Origin of the sequence: Rhodococcus sp. APC 3903, from assembly GCF_030407755.1 — a bacterium.
Classification (GTDB): domain Bacteria; phylum Actinomycetota; class Actinomycetes; order Mycobacteriales; family Mycobacteriaceae; genus Rhodococcus_F; species Rhodococcus_F erythropolis.
The window spans coordinates 162,502-180,137 of record NZ_JASDCV010000013.1 but is presented as its reverse complement, the minus strand read 5'-3'; the positions used below and the strand labels follow the sequence as shown (position 1 = coordinate 180,137).

At 61.8% G+C, this 17,636-nt stretch carries 17 protein-coding genes; 12 read left to right on the top strand and 5 right to left on the bottom strand.

What is annotated here, in order from left to right:
• Nucleotides 1-17 precede the first annotated feature (17 nt).
• Together QMA15_RS19860 and QMA15_RS19855 are read right to left on the bottom strand one after the other, a co-directional pair.
• The gene (locus tag QMA15_RS19860) at nt 18-761 is read right to left on the bottom strand and encodes a DUF4232 domain-containing protein (RefSeq protein ID WP_019746833.1); all 744 of its coding nucleotides are present in this window, start codon (nt 759-761) and stop codon (nt 18-20) included.
• Between the two features lie 97 nt (nt 762-858).
• A complete protein-coding gene (locus tag QMA15_RS19855) occupies nt 859-1,497 on the bottom strand; it encodes a carbonic anhydrase (protein WP_019746832.1) in 639 nt (212 codons plus the stop codon).
• A 228-nt stretch (nt 1,498-1,725) separates the two neighbouring features.
• Between QMA15_RS19855 and QMA15_RS19850 the strand changes: the two genes are divergently transcribed.
• The 10 genes from QMA15_RS19850 (at nt 1,726) to QMA15_RS19805 (ending at nt 11,520) form a co-directional block, all read left to right on the top strand.
• Nucleotides 1,726-2,565, top strand: a complete 840-nt coding sequence (locus tag QMA15_RS19850) for an ABC transporter permease (protein WP_020968384.1) — start codon at nt 1,726-1,728, stop codon at nt 2,563-2,565.
• Nucleotides 2,565-3,410: an ABC transporter permease gene (locus tag QMA15_RS19845; RefSeq protein WP_195791529.1), complete on the top strand. Its 846-nt coding sequence runs from the start codon at nt 2,565-2,567 to the stop codon at nt 3,408-3,410. Before QMA15_RS19850 ends, QMA15_RS19845 begins: the two co-directional genes overlap by 1 nt.
• Nucleotides 3,407-4,591, top strand: a complete 1,185-nt coding sequence (locus QMA15_RS19840; protein WP_020906103.1) for an MCE family protein — start codon at nt 3,407-3,409, stop codon at nt 4,589-4,591. Before QMA15_RS19845 ends, QMA15_RS19840 begins: the two co-directional genes overlap by 4 nt.
• Entirely contained in the window at nt 4,588-5,598 is a 1,011-nt protein-coding gene (locus QMA15_RS19835; protein WP_020968382.1) for an MlaD family protein, read from the top strand. Before QMA15_RS19840 ends, QMA15_RS19835 begins: the two co-directional genes overlap by 4 nt.
• The gene (locus tag QMA15_RS19830; protein WP_020906101.1) at nt 5,595-6,587 is read left to right on the top strand and encodes an MCE family protein; all 993 of its coding nucleotides are present in this window, start codon (nt 5,595-5,597) and stop codon (nt 6,585-6,587) included. The genes QMA15_RS19835 and QMA15_RS19830 overlap by 4 nt, the downstream gene beginning before the upstream one ends.
• Nucleotides 6,584-7,663, top strand: a complete 1,080-nt coding sequence (locus QMA15_RS19825; protein WP_029254429.1) for an MCE family protein — start codon at nt 6,584-6,586, stop codon at nt 7,661-7,663. The genes QMA15_RS19830 and QMA15_RS19825 overlap by 4 nt, the downstream gene beginning before the upstream one ends.
• Complete coding sequence (locus tag QMA15_RS19820; RefSeq protein ID WP_279163043.1) at nt 7,663-8,736, top strand: MCE family protein; 1,074 nt, start codon at nt 7,663-7,665, stop codon at nt 8,734-8,736. The genes QMA15_RS19825 and QMA15_RS19820 overlap by 1 nt, the downstream gene beginning before the upstream one ends.
• Nucleotides 8,733-9,971 carry an MlaD family protein gene (locus tag QMA15_RS19815; protein WP_279163042.1) on the top strand — a complete coding sequence of 413 codons (1,239 nt, stop codon included), beginning with the start codon at nt 8,733-8,735 and terminating at the stop codon, nt 9,969-9,971. Before QMA15_RS19820 ends, QMA15_RS19815 begins: the two co-directional genes overlap by 4 nt.
• On the top strand, nt 9,968-10,522 hold the full coding sequence (locus QMA15_RS19810) for a hypothetical protein (RefSeq protein ID WP_142006430.1): 555 nt from the start codon (nt 9,968-9,970) through the stop codon (nt 10,520-10,522). The genes QMA15_RS19815 and QMA15_RS19810 overlap by 4 nt, the downstream gene beginning before the upstream one ends.
• Nucleotides 10,523-10,638: 116 nt before the next feature.
• Entirely contained in the window at nt 10,639-11,520 is an 882-nt protein-coding gene (locus QMA15_RS19805) for an A/G-specific adenine glycosylase (RefSeq protein ID WP_021342801.1), read from the top strand.
• Here the strand turns inward: QMA15_RS19805 and QMA15_RS19800 are convergent.
• Entirely contained in the window at nt 11,517-12,539 is a 1,023-nt protein-coding gene (locus QMA15_RS19800; protein ID WP_279163041.1) for a hypothetical protein, read from the bottom strand. The two genes, QMA15_RS19805 and QMA15_RS19800, sit on opposite strands and share 4 nt — an antisense overlap.
• Before the next feature lie 70 nt (nt 12,540-12,609).
• The gene (locus QMA15_RS19795) at nt 12,610-13,425 is read right to left on the bottom strand and encodes a hypothetical protein (protein ID WP_020723634.1); all 816 of its coding nucleotides are present in this window, start codon (nt 13,423-13,425) and stop codon (nt 12,610-12,612) included.
• Between the two features lie 383 nt (nt 13,426-13,808).
• On the opposite strand from QMA15_RS19795, the gene QMA15_RS19790 reads away from it, so the two are divergent.
• Entirely contained in the window at nt 13,809-16,427 is a 2,619-nt protein-coding gene (locus QMA15_RS19790) for a LuxR C-terminal-related transcriptional regulator (RefSeq protein ID WP_279163040.1), read from the top strand.
• Between the two features lie 38 nt (nt 16,428-16,465).
• Nucleotides 16,466-16,891, top strand: coding sequence for an HIT domain-containing protein (locus QMA15_RS19785; protein ID WP_019746817.1), 426 nt, complete (start codon nt 16,466-16,468; stop codon nt 16,889-16,891).
• Here QMA15_RS19785 and QMA15_RS19780 read toward each other — a convergent pair.
• Nucleotides 16,876-17,613 (bottom strand): alpha/beta hydrolase, encoded by a 738-nt coding sequence (locus tag QMA15_RS19780; protein ID WP_256065449.1) that lies wholly within the window; start codon nt 17,611-17,613, stop codon nt 16,876-16,878. The two genes, QMA15_RS19785 and QMA15_RS19780, sit on opposite strands and share 16 nt — an antisense overlap.
• Between the last annotated feature and the right edge of the window lie 23 nt (nt 17,614-17,636).

Genomic DNA, 17,636 nt, shown 5'->3' with positions numbered 1-17,636 from the left:
TTCGGGCTTGCCCGCTCTCACGCGATGTTGAACGGCTCCGGGGAGCTTCGCAGTGCGCCGAGCTGACCGACAACCGTGTACGCGCCTGCGCCCACCGGATTGCGCTCGGGGTTCTGCGCGGTCGCGCACTCGGGGGTCGACGTCGTGGCCGACCAGGCGACCTTGAACGCAGCTTGCTCGCCGGGAGCGAGATTGCGTACGTCGGCTGCGGGCTGGGGATAGCAGTCGACGTTGGACCACAAACGGGTCTTGCCGTCGATGCTGTAGACGAGCACCTGCTGCAGGCCGCCCGCCAGATCTCGATCACAGGGTGCCGAACCGATGTTGGTGATGACGATCGTGAAGGACGGCTCTTCACCGGGAGCGAAGGTCGCCTTGTCTGCGGTCGCCTTGACTGCCAACGACGAGTCCGCGCACTGACCAGCCGGGACCGGAGCGCCGGTGGTCGACGAGGACGATGCCGACGTCGACGATCCCGAAGCCTGCGTGCCCGAGCCACCTGATCCACCCGCAGCACCGCCACCCGAACCACCGTTACCGTCCGGCGCGTTGGAGCCGGAAGGGTTGGGGGTGAAGGAGACGTCCGTCGTCAGCGAGGAACTCGCAGCGGCCGAATTGGCCTCAGGAGTATCGCTTCCACCGCCGAAGAGGGCGGACGCCGCCCAGATGATCAACGCCAGTGCAATGACGGCGGCACCAATGGCCAGCGCCCGGCGACGCCAGTAGATCTCGGGGGGCAGTGGTCCATTCGGTTCCAACACGGACTCAACGGTAGTTTGCGCAGGGTCCACTAACCGTCAGCTGAGGCGGCGTGTCGGTACCCATTGTCTGCTACCGGGTATCACTGCCCCGGAAGATCTAACCCTCGACGGTCTCGACGCTCTCGCCGATGTCGCCGACCGCGCCCTGAACTCGCATGTGACCGTCGGACAATGTGTACGTGACGCCGACGATCGCGCACGCACCGTTGTCCACCTTGTCTGCGATGATCCGCGACCTCTGCATGATCAACGAGCCGGTCTCCACGACGTGTCGACCTTCGAGTTCGTCGACGGTGGACAAGCCTTCGTTGCGACCCATCAGGATGGACGGAGCAACGCGCTCGACCACGCTGCGAATGAAGCCGTCGGGAACCGCACCCTTGTCCAGGGCGTCGAGCGTTGCCTTCACGGCACCGCAACCGTCGTGACCGAGGACGACGATGAGCGGCACGTTGAGCACGTGAACCGCGTACTCGATCGAACCGAGCACCGAATCGTCGAGCACGTGACCTGCCGTACGCACGACGAACATGTCGCCGAGGCCCTGATCGAAGATGATCTCGGCGGCTACGCGCGAATCACCGCAACCGAACAGCACCGCGGTGGGGTGCTGCCCATCGACGAGCTTCGCGCGATCGGCGATTCCCTGGCTGGGGTGAATGGACGCGTCGTTGACAAATCGCTCGTTGCCTTCGCGAAGGGACTTCCAAGCGGAAATGGGGCTTGATCGTGGCATTCACTCATTGTGCACCCGTCGCATTTCGGACTCTCGCCGGGAAGGTTGCGTAGACGCAAACGGAAGCTCCGCGTCCACATTCACGCCTTGTGATGGCGTGCCCGAATTGGAACTTACTTCAGAGTCAGTTTCCTGATACCGTCTCCGAACGTGACCTGGAGCACTTCGACCTTCCGAGTGTGATCGAAGAAACCCGACCAGAACGATTCGGCCGGAAAGGGGGATGGCGTGAGCACTGAAGTTGGAACAACCGGGGACGCAACGCCTGCCTCCCCCGCCAAGACGAACATGTTCTCGAACCTGCTGTCCGAGATCGGACTGCTGTTCACCTTCACCGTTCGCGTATGCGTCGCCGCTTTCACAACTCTGCGACACAAGCGCCTCGCCTGGCGTGAAGCGCTCGACCAGATGTGGTTTCTCGCCCACGTCACCTCGGTCGCATCGGCACTGGTGATGATTCCACTCGGCGTGGGCGTAGCTCTCCAGATCGGTTCGCTCGCAGACCAAATCGGCGCGGGTTCATACAGCGGTGCAGTCGTCGCGTTCCTCATCATCGGACAGGCCGGACCGCTGGTCTGCGCCCTGATCATCGCCGGCGTCGGCGGTTCCGCAATCTGCGCAGATTTGGGAGCGCGCACGATCCGCGAAGAGATCGATGCGCTCGAAGTACTGGGCCTGCCGGTGTTGGAACGCCTGGTCGTGCCGCGGATGATCGCAATTGCCGTCGTCTGCCTCCTGCTGAATTCGATAGTTCTCGTGATCGGTTTGGGCGCAAGCCTCTTCGTTCACGTCCTGATACTCGACGGCAACGCACAGAGCTTCCTGCGCAATCTCGTTCAATTCAGTCAACCGAGCGACTTCGTCGTCTCCGGTATCAAAGCCGTTGCCTTTGCTCTCATCTCGGGAATCGTGGCCTGCTACAAGGGCCTGACCGTCAAGCGCGGAGCTCAAGGCGTCGGCGACGCAGTCAACGAGACCGTCGTGCTCTCGTTTGTCCTCGTGTTCGTCGCCAACCTCGCAATTACCCAGTTCTACCCGCTGTTCGTCTCGGTGAAGGGTGCCTACTGATGCACCTGCCCATCGCAATTCGTGCCAAGCGGGCCAGTTCGCGCACCGTCGACGGTCTGAGTCGACTCGGCGATCAGTTCACGTTCCACGCGCGCGTCATCACCTCGATTCCGGCAACCCTCAAGCGATATTGGCGTGAAGTCGCCCGTCTCGTCGCCCAGGTGGCATTCGGTTCGGGCACCCTGCTCGCCGGCGGCGGCAGCGTCGTCGTGATCTTCGCGATCTCGTTCTTCGCAGGTTCCCAGATCGGACTCGAGGGCTACCGCGGACTCAACCTCGTCGGCCTCGCACCGCTGTCCGGCGTGATGTCCGCCATCGCGAATACTCGTGAGGTCGCACCACTCGTTGCCGCAATCACCTTGGCTGCCAAGGTCGGAACTGGATTCACCGCGCAGCTCGGAGCCATGCGGATCTCCGAGGAAATCGACGCACTCGAAGTCATGGCGATTCCCTCGCTGCGATACCTGGTCACCACCCGAATGATCGCGGCGCTCATCGCGGTGGTCCCGCTGTACCTGGTCGGCCTGTTTGCTTCGTACATGGCAACGGCGCTTGCGGTGATCCGGGTCAAAGGCCAGTCGGAGGGAACATACGGCTACTACTTCAGTCTTTTCCTCTCTCCCAACGACATCTGGTTGTCCTTGGTAAAAGTCATGGTGTTCGCGGTCGTCGTGACCCTCGTGCACTGCTACTACGGTTATACCGCGACGGGTGGACCTGAAGGCGTCGGACGAGCAGCCGGACGAGCGCTGCGCACCAGCATCGTCTTCCTGGCCTTCACCGACGTCGCCATGACCATCGCGCTCTGGGGACTCAAACCTCAGGTGCCCGGGTTGACCGGATGATCGTCACGGGTACCAGTCGAATTGCACTGGCACTGCGTGGTTTACTTGCGATAGTCCTGCTGATCGTCGCCTACGTCTTCTTGTTCAGCAGGGGCACGGACACGTTCAGTTCCACACCGCAGGTCAGTGCTGTCGTCCCTGCCAGCGCCGGTGCGCTGCGAGTCGGATCCTCGGTTCAGTACCGCGGCGTCGTCGTCGGTTCGGTCGCCGACATCGAGCCTGGCACCACCGCTTCCACCATCTCACTCGCAATCGACGAGGGTGCATTCGAGGACATACCGTCGACAAGTCAGGTACGGCTGATGCCCCGCAACATCTTCGGCGACTTCTTCGTGGACCTGATTCAACCTGACGGTCTCTCGCGCGGTCCTGCTCTCGCGCCGGGTACCGAGTTGGCATCAGATCAGTCCGAAGTCGCGGTCCAGCTCTACCAATCGATCTCACGGATCTACTCGCTCGTTTCTTCCCTCGACCCCGCCGACATCAACGTGGCGCTCACGGCAGTCTCGGATGCGATGAGCGGCAAGGGAAACCAGATCGGTGAGTCACTCGATTCAGTCCACCAAGCGTTGGTCGGTGCGCAGCCCGTCATCGACGGACTCGGTGACGACCTCGACGACATAGCCACGCTCGCCGACAGTCTCTCGACGAGTGCGCCCGACATGCTCGCCGCATTCGAGAACTCCATCACCACATCCAAGACCGTCGTCGAGAAATCCGACGGATTGGCGGGGCTTCTGCGAGCAGGCACCAGCACGGGATCTGCTGCCACGAGTCTGATCGGCGACAATCGCGACCGCCTGATCACCTTGGTCGACGACGCCGATTCCCTCACCGGTGCAATCACTTCGCGGCCGGACCACATCACCACCTTCTACAACGGCCTGCGCAATCTCACGATCAAACTCCCGCCCGCATTGGCGCACGGCCCGTGGCTCAGCACTGACCTGCGCCTGTCTGTCACAGATCTGTATCCGTACGGAAAGACCGACTGCCCACAATACGACGGGACCCGCGGCCCCAACTGCCCTGCCGCCGCGACCGCGTTCGGCGGAACCGTCGGCCCGGTCGGCAGCCCTGCCGAACAATCCCTGATCTCAGCTATCACCCAGGGCGGTACAGCTTTGGACACTCTCGTGGCGGGGCCGGTATTTCGCGGCACGACGGTGGTGGGCGGATGAGCGTGAAGAAATCTCTGATCAGGTTCGGACTGTTTGCCGCGCTGTCGATTCTCGCCACCGTGGTCGTGGTGAGCACTCTGATCAACCCAGTCTCCGGGTCTAGTTCGCAGTACCGGGCCGTCTTCGTCAATGCCTCCGGCCTGGTCACCGGCAGCGATGTTCAGATCGCCGGGGTGCGAGTAGGGCGCGTCGACAGCGTCGAGTTGGTGAACAACCAAGCCGTCGTCGGCTTCGAACTCGAATCTACACAACGTATTCCGACCGACGGTCGGGCTGTGGTGAGGTATGCAGATCTGCTGGGGGCACGGACGATCTCGATCGAACCCGGACAGGGCGAACTCGTAGCCGGCAACTACCTCTCCCCCGGAGCCACAATTCCCGTGGAACAGACTCAGCCGGCGATCGACCTCACCGACATCCTCGGCGGTTTCCGTCCCCTGTTCGACGCACTTGACCCCGCAGAAGTCAACAAGCTTGCCGCACAAGTCGTCCAGGTATTCCAAGGACAAGGTTCCACCATCGAAAGCCTGCTGGAGCGCACAGTTGCCGTCACCGAGAACTTGACGTCCCGAGACGCGATCTTGGACCAACTACTGACCAACCTCGACCGGGTACTCACCGTCACGACGACGAATCGACCCAACTTCGTCGAGATGATCAACACGCTCGACACGCTGGTAGGCGGTTTGGCACAGGATCGCCAACAGATCTCGGCCGCAGTTGATTCCGCAGGTGCCCTGACTTCTTCCCTTCAGGACTTGGTGACGCGCGTGGAACCGGACTTGGCTGGCGCGCTGACTTCGATCGATCAGTCGGCCAGCGTCGTCGTCGACAATCGTGAGTCGCTGGCGACCGGTATCACCGCTTTCGATCAACTGTTCACCCAATTGGGAATCGCAATGAGCTACGGCAGTTGGGCGAACATCTACATCTGTAATTTCCGGCTCAGCGCGCTGGACCAATCGGTGACTCTCGGCGGCCCCGAGCGTTCGGCGGTGTGCCGATGAACTGGCTCACCGTCAAGAACCCGGTCCGCAACGGAATGATCTGCATTCTCGTCGGAGTCTGTGTCGTTCTGGCCGCACTCGTTGTCCCTCAATTGATCTTGAAGGTCAAGACCAACGAGTACAACGCCGTGTTTGCCAACGCCACCGGATTGACGCAGGACGATCCGGTCAACGTCGCGGGAGTCCCGAGCGGGGTGGTCACCTCGTTGGCGGTCAGCGGCAACTCTGTTGAAGTCACCTTCCGACTCGACGACGGCGTCACTCTCGGCGAAAACTCGCGCGCGGACATCAAGATCTCGACTCTGCTCGGCCGACGCTCGCTCGACATCACTCCGAACGGATCGCGCTCGTTACCCGGAGGTTCGACCATTCCCATCGAGAACACGAGTGTTCCGTTCACCCTCGACGATCTCGGACGAGGAGCACAATCCACTTCGGAAAACCTTGATCTGCAACAACTGCGAAACATGCTGACCGTGGTGTCCGACAACTCACCGGACGATCCCGAGCTCATTCGCCGCTCGCTCGAGGGAATCGACGCACTCTCCGGAGTAGTCAACGACAACGACGTTGCGCTCCGTTCCCTTCTCACCGGAGCGCAGCAGACGACCGCAACACTGATCGAGCAGAAGGACACTCTGGAAACCCTTCTGGGAAATGCGGACCTGGTGATGGCCACGATCGCCGACCGGCGAGATGTGCTGAATGCGCTTGTACAAGACCTCAATCAGTTGAGCACCACACTTGCCCAGTTCCTGGGTGACAACCAGGCATTGGTCGACTCGGTCATGGGAGACATCCACGAGGTGACGGGAGTTCTTTCCGAGAACGAACAATCACTGACCACGTTGCTCGACAACTTCGCCCCCAGCGTTCGGTACGTCACCAATGCGACCGGTAACGGCAACTGGCTCGACCTCAACTCGCCCTCCACCCTCATCCCGGACAACTGGTTGTGCGTCGTCGGGCTCGTTCAGGGGTGTCGATGACCACGACCGTCAAGAAGCTCGCCGTGCTGGCAGCGATAATGATCTGCGCGATCGGTGCGGTCCTGTTCGTCACGCGTGACGAACACCAACTCACTCTCACTGCCGAATTCACCTCGACCGACGCCATCTTCACCGGAAACACGGTGACTATTCTGGGAGTTCCCAGCGGGAGGGTCGAGAGCGTCACGCCGGAAGGGTCCCGGGTACGAGTGGCGATGAGCCTGCCATCCGGAACACGCATACCGGCCGACGCGCAGGCCTGGGTCCTGTCTCCTTCGGTCATCAGCGACCGCACGATCGAACTCGGCCCCGGTTACGAGGACGGTGAGTTCCTCGCGGACGGCGCAGTGATCCCTCTCGAACGAACTCACTCCCCTCTGACATGGGACCAGCTCACCGCATCGGTGAACGAACTGACGGTGGCGCTCGGCCCTGGCGCGGACGGCGGTGGGATCGGTGACCTCATCGGAGAAGGCGCCCACGCGTTGGACGGCAACGGGCAAGCATTCAACGATGCCGTTCGGTCCATCTCACAGGCTAGTTCGGTACTGGCGGGTGCAAGTCCCGACATCTCCGAACTCGTGAAGAACCTGAACACCCTCGTGCAGTTGATCGCGGACAACCAGACCAAGGTCGACTCGCTGTCGAATTCGGTGACAGTCACCGCCCGCGCGTTCAGTACCCAGCGAGAAGACATCAGCGGGGCGCTCGATTCCCTGACCACGTTGCTCGGACAGGTCTCAGCGCTACTCGCCGAACACGGCGAGGCGGTCACCGCCGATCTGGGTGCGCTCGCACAGTTGGCCGGTGCAGTCGCGACCAAACAGGACCAACTGCGCGAGATCATCGAAACGGCACCAACGGGATTCGAGAACGTCGCCAACCTCGTCACCGAAGAAGGCCGAGCCAGAGCGCGATTGAACGTCGCCACCGATCTCTCACAGTTCGACACGACGCGAGAACTGTGCGAGAAGATGCCGATTCCTCTGTGCACCGGGCCTGGGATCGTCAATCCCATCGAATTTCCTTCGGCAGGCAGCTCCGACCTGGCACGCATCCTCGGTGGGGGCAACTGATGGCGTCGAACAAGTCCGTGGTGAGCGTTGTCGTGGCACTTGTCATCGCGGCGCCGTTGACCGGCTGCAGTCTCAACTTCCAGCACCTCCCCCTCGGGCGCGGTCTGCCAGGAGAGTCGTACCCGCTGAACATGGAATTCGTCGATGCGTCATTGCTGCCCGTCGGCGGCGAGGTGCGGATCGGCCAGGCAGTGGTCGGCAGAGTCACGTCGATGAGCGCGGAAACCTTTGCAGCCGTGGTACATACCGAAATCGAATCGAACATCGAACTACCCGTCGGCACTCGCGCTCGGATCGAGCTGTCCACTCCGATCGGCGATGCGTTTGTCAACCTCGAAGTTCCGGTCGATCCCACGGGCTCCAGGCTCGAACCAGGTTCCACCATCGCGCGATCGGAGACCGTGCGCGGACCCGATGTCGCACAACTGCTCGGCGCCGTCGGAACTCTGTTGAACGGCAGTGGGTTGGCGCAGGTCAAGAACATCGTCAGTGAGGCTGATCAGATTCTCGACGGCAGGGAGGAGACGATCCGCGATCTGCTTGCGCGCCTTGACACTTTTCTCGGAACACTTGACGACCGAAAGGAATCGATCAATTCGGCACTGAATTCACTGAACCGGCTCAGCGCTCTGATCGGTGACGAGAGCGCCACCATCGACGAAGGCTTGCGAACACTCACACCCGCATTGGGCGTGATCGCCGACCAACGACAACCGCTCCTCGATCTTCTCGACGAAACCGATCGGCTCAGTACCGCAACCAATTCCGTGCTCGACCAGTCGGCCGACCAGATTTCCGAGATCACCGGACGACTGTCACCCATCCTCGACCAGTTCTCGGCAATGGGCCCGACTCTGAGTGAGACCATGTCCAACCTGGACAACGCGAGAGCGCTCCTCGAGCGCGCCAGCCCAGGTGATTACGTGAACATCGACCTCGACGTTGATGTCGAGGGCACCGTGACCGGGGTGCTCAACGAGATAATTCCGGGCGCCGCACCGCCACTGCCACCTCTGCCCGCCTCCGATCGGGAACTGCCGATCACGACACCCCTGCAAGGAGGAACGCGATGAAGAACCGAACCGTCTATTTCGAGATCGTCGCCTTTCTCCTCATCGCGGTGGTCAGCACGACGTATGTGCTCCGACAAGTAGGTGCCGGAGATCCCTTCACCGGAACGTTCTCGGTGACCGTCGAATTGGAGAACGCGGCCGGAATCGCTCCGGGTTCGGAAGTGGCCTATCGCGGAGTCACCGTCGGCGACGTCGAGTCGGTGGAGGTGGACTCTGCCCGGGACCTCGTCGTGATGACGTTGAGCATCGCCGCCGACCAACAGATACCCAACGATTCGCATGTGGCCATCAGCCAGGACACCGCCGTTCCGGTATTGAAAGTTCAGTTGTCCTCGCAGACCGACGGCGGCCCGTATCTGGTTGAAGGTTCGGTTGTTCCGACTGAGCGCACTTCGATCCCGGTCGCGTTGGGAACCGTGATTGCGAATTTCAACGCTGCTGCCGATACCGTCGATCCGGCAGATCTGCGTACCCTCTCGCACGAACTCGGTGAGGGATTGAACGGATTGGGTCCGGATCTGCAGGCGCTCGTCGACAACTTCGACGTGCTCGCGCGCACTGTCCAAGCCGATCAACCGCGTGTCAACACACTCGTCGAGAACTCGCGCTCACTGTTCACTGCGAACGAGGAAAATGTTGACGCTCTTCCCGAAGTTGCGCTCACACTTCGCCAATTGACAGATCAGGTACGAAACTCCGATCCGCAACTGCGCACACTCCTCGATCGAAGCCCGAGTGTTCTCGACAATCAGATACTGCCTCTCATCGAACAGAGTCGTGAGCCGTTCAGTCTGCTGTTGGCCAATTCTCTCGTCTCCACTCAGATCGTCACTGCACGGATGCCTGCCGTCGATGCCTTGTTGGTGGTGGTGCCCAAAGGATTCGAGAAGTTCGGAAGTATCGTCAAAGACGGACGGGCACAGCTTGATCTGATCACAGCACTCGGCCCGGTCTGTATCTACGACACGCCCCGACGATCGGTACAGGACACCTCACCGACCACGCTCGACAAGAACCAACACTGCGCGGACCAGTCGGGCCGGATCCAGAATCGCGGTTCGCAGAACGTCCCCACCGGGACTGGAACGATCGACGGGGTTGCCGAATACGATCCTGCCCTCGGCACCGTTGCGGCCGGTGACGGAACGTCGATTCGTCTGGGCCTCAACGGTGGTCAGAACACCGTTCTCGGTGACAACTCGTTTGCCGCACTACTAGTACAAGGAACGCAATGACCGAGACACCCCAGTCCGAGACACCCCAACCCCAGACTCCCGAGAGTCCGACACCCACAATCGCCGAAAAGCCCAAGCGGCTTCGCAAGCAGACCTTGTTGATCGTTGCCGGCGTCCTGGTCGTGGTCGCGGCGCTCGGATGGGGCGCATTCGCGACCTGGCAGAAATCGGCCGACGAAGACGCGCGTACCAGCGCACTGGACAGCGGACGGCAATTCGCCACTGATCTTGCGACGTACAACTTCCAGAACCTCGATCAGAATCTTTCCGTGGTGCGTGACAACTCTGTCGGTGAGTTCGCCGGTCAGTACGCCCAGGTGGCAGCCAACCTGCAGAACATGATCGTGCAGTATCAGGCGACCTCGTCCGCTCAGATCATTTCAGCCGGACTGGCGAGCAGTGATCGCGACAACGCCGAGGTGCTCGTGTTCCTCGATCAGACGATCACCAATACCAACTCCCCCGATCCGAGGATCGACCGTAACCGCATGCAACTTTCTCTGGTCCGCGAGGACGGCGAGTGGAAACTGAGCAACGTGCAGTTGTTGTGACTCAAAGGTCTGGCGTCACAGGCAGCCGTGTCGGTGACTGCCGATAAAGTGGCCTCCAGAAGTCGACGTGTCCTTCGTCGACCAGGAGCACAGGTTCGAGGAGTGTGTCGGTAGCAGTGGCAGTGGAATCTTCGGTGCTACTGAAGTGGTACTCCGAGACGGCTCGTGACCTGCCGTGGCGACGCGAGGGCGTCAGTGCCTGGCAGATCCTGATGAGCGAGATCATGCTCCAGCAGACGCCGGTGGTGCGCGTTGCGCCCATCTGGGAAGAGTGGGTGGAGCGCTGGCCGGTACCGTCCGCGATGGCAGCGTCGAGTCAGGCAGAAGTGCTTCGCGCGTGGGGCAAACTCGGTTACCCACGACGCGCGCTTCGGTTACACGAATGCGCGGGCGTCCTGGCCGCCGAGCACGGTGACGTGGTGCCGGAAGACGTCGACACCTTGCTCTCCCTACCGGGAATCGGTTCGTACACCGCCCGCGCCGTGGCGTGCTTCGCCTACGGACAGCGAGTGCCGGTGGTGGACACCAACGTACGACGCGTGGTTGCGCGAGCCGTCCACGGCAATGCGGAACCCGGCAATCCGTCCAACACGCGAGACCTCGCCGACGTCGCGGCGCTGCTGCCACGGACACGAGCGCGCGCCGCCACCTACAGCGCCGCTCTCATGGAACTCGGTGCACTGATCTGCACTGCGCGGACGCCGAACTGCGCGAACTGCCCTTTGCCGAACTGCGCGTGGGTCGCTTCGGGCAAACCGGCACACACCGGACCGCCCAAGAAGGTGCAGAAGTTCGCGGGCACCGATCGCCAAGTTCGTGGAAAATTGATGGCCGTTCTGCGCGAGAGCCACCGTCCGGTCGAACGCGCGCAACTCGACATCGTCTGGCCGACCGATCCTGGTCAGCGTGACCGCGCACTACATTCCTTGTTGGTCGACGGACTGGTCGAGCAGACCGATGACGGCCTGTTTGCACTGGCTGGAGAAGGTACGCCCTAGCCCACTCGCACCGGGTCGCATGCTTCTGCTGGTTCGACGGTCTGGGGTGGTGCAACTTCAGGATCCGAACGCCGAAACGCAGCGGGAACGACGGGTACCACCGGGTCGCAAGGCGGGAGCGTCAGGATCGGTAGGGCCGCTCCGGACGGTGGCCCGCTCGTCGGGTTCGCCGGCTCGGCGCCGACGTTCGGGCGATCAGTGGACACCGCTCGCGACCCGTCCGGCGACAGAGCGATCAGCAATCCCGTCAGCATGAGCAGGAGCGGCAGCACTATTGCCGCCGCCCACCGGATTCTGTTGACGGGCTGAACAGCCGCGCCGCCAGCGGACCTGACCTCACTCCCCCGACCGGCCGCTACCAGCGCAGCGCCTATCGCCAGTTGGGCGCGCTCGCCGAGATACAGGAAGCCGAGCCCTACCGATTCGGCGGCTTCGGCGGACAACTGCCGTGACTCTTCCTTGCCGAGCATGGCGACGAGCATCTTGGGCACGGGGTTTCGTTCAGCGACGAGCAGGTCCAATGTCGCAGCAAATGTCGAGCTGTCGGTAAGCAACTCGGCGGTTGCGTAACGGTGCGCCGAGTCCACGACGCCGGCGCTCGGATCGATGGCAGCGATCACAGTCTCACCGCCGTCCGGCCAGAATGCGAGAATCGGCGAAATACCATTCAGGGCGTCGACCGTCCGCAAGTAGGCAATGCGAGCGTCCAGACCGTTGACCAACTCGATGTTCTCGAAAGTGCTGGAGGACAATGAATCCGGGACAAATTCGCGCACGTCCGCGCGCTCGCACATCACTCCGAGGACGGTGGGGCACAGGTTCGAGCGCAGGGCCCGACCGGTGGCGACCTCGGCAGCGGAGGCGAGCGCGCGTGCCGACGCTTGCGCAGAGGGAACAGTCCCGTTCGCACCCCACGGATGACGGAACTCGTCGATCGAGCCCAGAAGGGGCGTGTCCGCATCTACGAGAGCTGTTGAAATGGAATTGTTTTCGAATACCACGCCCAGGCTTTCACGCACTGGATCCTCCATCGACTGTTTCCAACTGGTTCTGAACTGTTTCAGGTGTTGCTATCACTGTGGAGCTGTATCAGAACGTCAGGCCACCGACCGCCATTGCGCCTGGTTCCAACACCACGTCCACCGGCGCTCGGCCGTCGACCGTGACGCGATACGTCCCCGGCAGGAGTCCGACAAACGAGAAGCGACCCTCGAACGGTTTCACCGTCCGCGCTATCGCGTGCCCGCATTGATCGACGCCGTTGATCACCACCGCCTCCGAGATGCCCGACGTCACCAGACCTGAGATCCGACCATCTGCCGAGACAGCTGTCCCCTGGTCTCTCCGACCACCAACAGAATTCCCTTGTGGATCACACACTCCCGGGGTGGTCGCCACCCGCACGGTGACATCGTCCGACCGCACGCGAGCCGCCCCTCGATCTGCGGTGACCAGTGCAGCAATCGATAGACCGTCGGCGTCTTCCCGCTTTCCCGCAGTCATTGTCGCTGTCCGGGTGAAGTACCGGTCCGCTTCCAGATTGCCTATCAGGCAATGTAACCCGAACTCGTCGACACCCGAGCCATCTTTGCAGTAGTCAGGCACGGACGGTAGAACGAAACCTCGAGGCACCGGAAGCTGCACGACCACGTCCGAGAGCGGGTTGCCCCGGACGCCGATGTCTACGACATACGTCACCGGATCACCCTCTCGGACAATGCCGTTGGACGGTCCGGTATCGAGCCCTGGACCGTCACCGGGGTCGAAGGGCGGCGCACCGTCAATCGCCGTCAACTCGACGGTGAAGGGAGAAGCGGACTCTCCCTCGGCTGCCAATCGAACATCCGACTGCATCGGTAGCGCACCGAGCGCAGCTGCGCCGACAAGTAACACTCCTGTCACCACGACTACGCCTCGCACTCTTCGGGCGCACGCTCTCGGTCGGAGTCGGACCGTAACCGCCTTCGACCACACCACTGACAGACGAGTTCTCACGACACTCCTTCGATGGCCGACCCTCGGGGCCCGGTCGGGCACTCTCGACCAGATTTGGCGAATCCCGAGCTACGTTCAATAGAAGTCGCTCGAGGGACTCGAAAGCCAATGGTGACGGCATGATTATGTGGGTGAACTTCTCTCACCCGGGGTGAAGTCGCGGGTGAATTGCCCGGGATGACACGCTCTGGATTCGCACCAGCTACGCTCCTCCATGTAGATAGATGGATCGAGACAATCCGCCCAAATCCGCCAATTAGCGTGGGGCGTGAAAGCAGAAAGGGTCCGCGTTGATGTTCGGGAGGGACGGCCACGACTGGGCAGCTATTCCCGAAAGGCGCACTCTCACCGAGTCGATTCCTCGGCAAGCACTGTTCGCGAAACTGGATCGACGCGCCGCTCTGACCGTCGTCCGTGCACCGAACGGCCACGGGAAATCGTCGTTGATCGCATCGTGGCTGCGCGCCCATCTGGCATCCGAACGAATACTCGTCTGGGTCTCGGCCCCACAGCCCTCGTCGACACTCGAAGATTTCTGGGCCGTTGTCCTCGATCGAATCCACGCTGCCGGAATCGCACTGCCCGACGTCGACGATCTCGCCGATCCTTTCACCGCTGCCGCCAAATCCCTGAACGCCCTCAGCCGCCCCGTACTGCTCGTGCTGATCAGGCCGGATCTGATATCGGAACCAGAGTTGGACGATCAGTTGATCGATCTCCTCACCCTCTGCCACAACCTGGACCTCGTGGTCACGCTCTCGGGATTCGGCATGTTCGCCGAGCCATACCTTCTCGACACGGATCACGAGGTCATCGGCGCCGATGAGCTGTTGTTCACGACATCCGATACCGCCCAATTGCTGGAACAGGCGGGGGTGCGCACGGCTGAGGGTGATGCAGAACAAATCACATCCCTGACGGGTGGGCTGCCCGCATTGGTTCGCGCCGCAGTCGCCGCCGTCAGGGACTCACGTAACAGCAACCGTGAGCGAGAGATCAAAACGAACACCGCGCAAGCGATAGACGATTACGTGACTGATTCCGTTCTCGCCACCGCTGAGCGCCTAAAGCAACATGAGTTCCTACTCGCGACCGCCTTTGGTCGATCGATCACCGTCGGCGTCGCCACAATGCTGTTCGAGTCCCAGCGCCCTGACACTGCCGAAACCGTTCATGAGATCCGCTCGCGGCTGGTGACGCTGGAGACAGCCGGCTTGTTGTCGCGCGTCGAGGCCGAAGCCGACGAAACATGGGAATTGCCTCCCGCCATTCGACGATCGCTACTCGCGCACCACACTCGCGTGGGAATCGATCCGTCGCAACGTCTTTCATTCCTCGCTCACAATCGACTCGACAACGGTCATCACGCGTCGGCGCTGGACTACGCGGTCGAGGCACAGAACTGGACCCTGGCAGTAGACATCGTCGAACAACATTGGGTGACGATGATCGTGCATAACCTGGACTCGGTTCGCTCCGCCCTCCAACGGATTCCGGCGGAAGCTGCCGACAAGCACTCTGCCGTTGAGGCCGGGCGTGCCTTGTTCACGATGCATCCGAGCAAGCGATCCACGGTAATCGACTTGCTACCCGAATCGCCGGCCGAGCTGTGGGAACTCGGCGCCCAACCCAGCGCGAAGGACGCCTTGAGCATCGCCTGCGTTCAATCGATCATGCTCAGGATGGCCGGTGAATACGGGCTCTCGGCAGAGACCACCAGGCGGCTGTCTCACCTCAGCCGCAGTGCGCTGGAAAACAATCCGGAAGCGGTCAGCGCACAACTCCCCCTGATGCGACTTCAATGGGCGATCAATTTTCAATTGAGCGGCAGGTTCACCGAATCCACGATCAAGGCTCGAATGGCATACCACGGCGCCCTGTCTCACAGAGTCGACTTCATCGCTCGCAACTCTGCGGGTAGTGCCGCCCTGAATTGGGCTTTGGCAGGTGAGCCGCGGCAGGCCAGACACTGGTTCGAACTCGAACAGAAGCATCCTGACCCCGGGGGCTGGCTCGAACCTGTAGTCAAGATCGCCGGCTTGACGGCACGGGCTCTCGCCGCTCTCGACACACTCGACTTCGGTGACGCACGTATCGCACTGACCGAACTCGGCGTTCCGTCCGACACCGAGGAGCTATGGGCGTTCGTCGTCTATGCGCACAGCCAATTCGCCCTGACTCAGAGCAGTGCATCTTCCGCTCTGTCCTTGCTCCACAACGCGATTGGAGTGCATTCCAAGCAGTACACGGCCACGTCTTTCGCGCTTCCTCTGCTGCAATCCGCAGAAATCGATCTCCTGCTCGCACTCGGCGAGGGAAACAAGGCGACGGCTCTGGCCAAGGAAATTGCCGATCCTGCAGCCAACCCGTGGACGCTCGCGTCGGTGGCGCGTTTACGTCAGCGAATCGGCCAGAACGAGGCCGCCGTGGCGCTGTGCCATCAGTTCGACTGGTCTGGCGAATCCTATCCGCGGGCACAGATGGAATCGCTTCTGGTGCAAGCGGTTGCACACTCCGAGCTGGGTGAGCCACGCCTCGCCTCTCAGGAGTGGTCCAGAGCGTGCAGTATCGCGGACCAAACCGGACTTCTGCGTCCGTTCGCGACCATTGGATCGGCGGACGTCGAGAAACTCGAATCGATGGCAGTAACAAAATCGCGTGCACTCGCCGAGTTCTCGAAAAGGGCTCCTGCGGAAACATTTCCGGGATTCGTACGTATCGTGGAGCTGACCGAACGCGAACAGAAGGTCCTCTCACTCCTGGCGCTCGGCATGGGGTCGGCCGCGATGGCCGACAAACTGTACGTGTCCGTCAACACCGTCAAGACTCAACTGCGCACTCTCTACAAGAAGCTCGACGTGCACAATCGAAACGAAGCGATCACGAAGGCACGTCAGCTGCACCTCCTGTAGTCCCGGGTCGGATCTGATTCGGACTACATTCTGTAGGCATGAGCACCGATACCTGTGTCTTCTGCAAGATCGTCGCGCTGACCGAGCCGGCGATTCTCGTCCACGAGAGCGAGACGACTCTTGCATTTCTAGACGCCCGACCGGTGAGTCGCGGACACACCCTGGTGGTCCCCAAGCGTCATGCAGAAAACCTCGATGCTCTCGAAAGCCACGAGGGCGCAGAGATGTTCCGCGTCGGCACGCTCATCGCCGGAGCTCTACGCCGCTGCGACATCGCCGCTGACGGAGTCAACTTTCTGGTCAACGACGGGCGTGCCGCGGGCCAAACCGTGTTCCACTCGCACCTCCACGTCGTCCCCCGCCATCGCGGCGACAAGGCGAAGTTCGCTGCCGGACTCCTGGCCAGGCGAGCCGTCGAACTGGAGCAGGTGGGCGCGTCGATCCGCAGTCAGCTCACCGTCTGAAGGAATTCCGTCACCACTTCGCGATAGCGCTGCGGTTGATCGTCGTGAACCAGGTGGCCTGCGTCGGCAATACGTACGTACCGAGTTCCCGGCCTCTCGGCCATCTCTCGCATCTGTCCCTCGGGGGTGATGGTGAACTCTCCCTCGATCAGCAAGGTCGGCACGTCGATCGCCTTCCACTGATCCCAGAAATGCCTCGTGCCCCACTCCTCCGAGATGTCGCGGAAGGTCGACACCTCGCCGTGCAGGTACCACCCGTCGTCGCGGCGGTCGAAAGAGTCGAGAAAGTACTGGCCGGCGACGGGCCCGAAGAATTCCTTCATCGCGTCCTCGGAAGCAAACGGCTGCGGCCACGCCGAGATCATCTGAGCCCAATCCGCGGCGGTGCGTCCGCGAAAATCCGGAGCCATGTCTTCGAGGACCAGTGCACAAACCTTTTCGGGATGCGATGCGGCGAAGCACCACGCGTGCAGAGCCCCCATCGAATGGCCGATCACGATCATCGGCTCCTCGATGGACGCAACGGCAGATGCCAGGTCGTCGACGAATGCCTCGGTGGTCAGCTCTGACGGCGCGGGCCGGCTGTGACCGGCGGCGTCGAACGTGTAGACGTGGCCGAACTCGCGGATCCACGGCACCTGGCGTCGCCACGTTCTCGCGCTGCCCATGAGGCCGTGCAACAACAGAATCGGTTGTCCTGTTCCACCTTCGTCATGCAACACGAGTGTCACGGTACGCGGTGAAG

Bases quoted from the DNA above. Each gene is read 5' to 3' on its own strand.
- QMA15_RS19785 (WP_019746817.1), top strand. From the start codon at position 16,466: ATGAGCACCGATACCTGTGTCTTCTGCAAGATCGTCGCGCTGACCGAG.
- QMA15_RS19835 (WP_020968382.1), top strand. From the start codon at position 4,588: ATGAGCGTGAAGAAATCTCTGATCAGGTTCGGACTGTTTGCCGCGCTG.
- QMA15_RS19855 (WP_019746832.1), bottom strand. From the start codon at position 1,497: ATGCCACGATCAAGCCCCATTTCCGCTTGGAAGTCCCTTCGCGAAGGC.
- QMA15_RS19830 (WP_020906101.1), top strand. From the start codon at position 5,595: ATGAACTGGCTCACCGTCAAGAACCCGGTCCGCAACGGAATGATCTGC.
- QMA15_RS19820 (WP_279163043.1), top strand. From the start codon at position 7,663: ATGGCGTCGAACAAGTCCGTGGTGAGCGTTGTCGTGGCACTTGTCATC.
- QMA15_RS19790 (WP_279163040.1), top strand. From the start codon at position 13,809: ATGTTCGGGAGGGACGGCCACGACTGGGCAGCTATTCCCGAAAGGCGC.
- QMA15_RS19810 (WP_142006430.1), top strand. From the start codon at position 9,968: ATGACCGAGACACCCCAGTCCGAGACACCCCAACCCCAGACTCCCGAG.
- QMA15_RS19840 (WP_020906103.1), top strand. From the start codon at position 3,407: ATGATCGTCACGGGTACCAGTCGAATTGCACTGGCACTGCGTGGTTTA.
- QMA15_RS19815 (WP_279163042.1), top strand. From the start codon at position 8,733: ATGAAGAACCGAACCGTCTATTTCGAGATCGTCGCCTTTCTCCTCATC.
- QMA15_RS19845 (WP_195791529.1), top strand. From the start codon at position 2,565: ATGCACCTGCCCATCGCAATTCGTGCCAAGCGGGCCAGTTCGCGCACC.
- QMA15_RS19825 (WP_029254429.1), top strand. From the start codon at position 6,584: ATGACCACGACCGTCAAGAAGCTCGCCGTGCTGGCAGCGATAATGATC.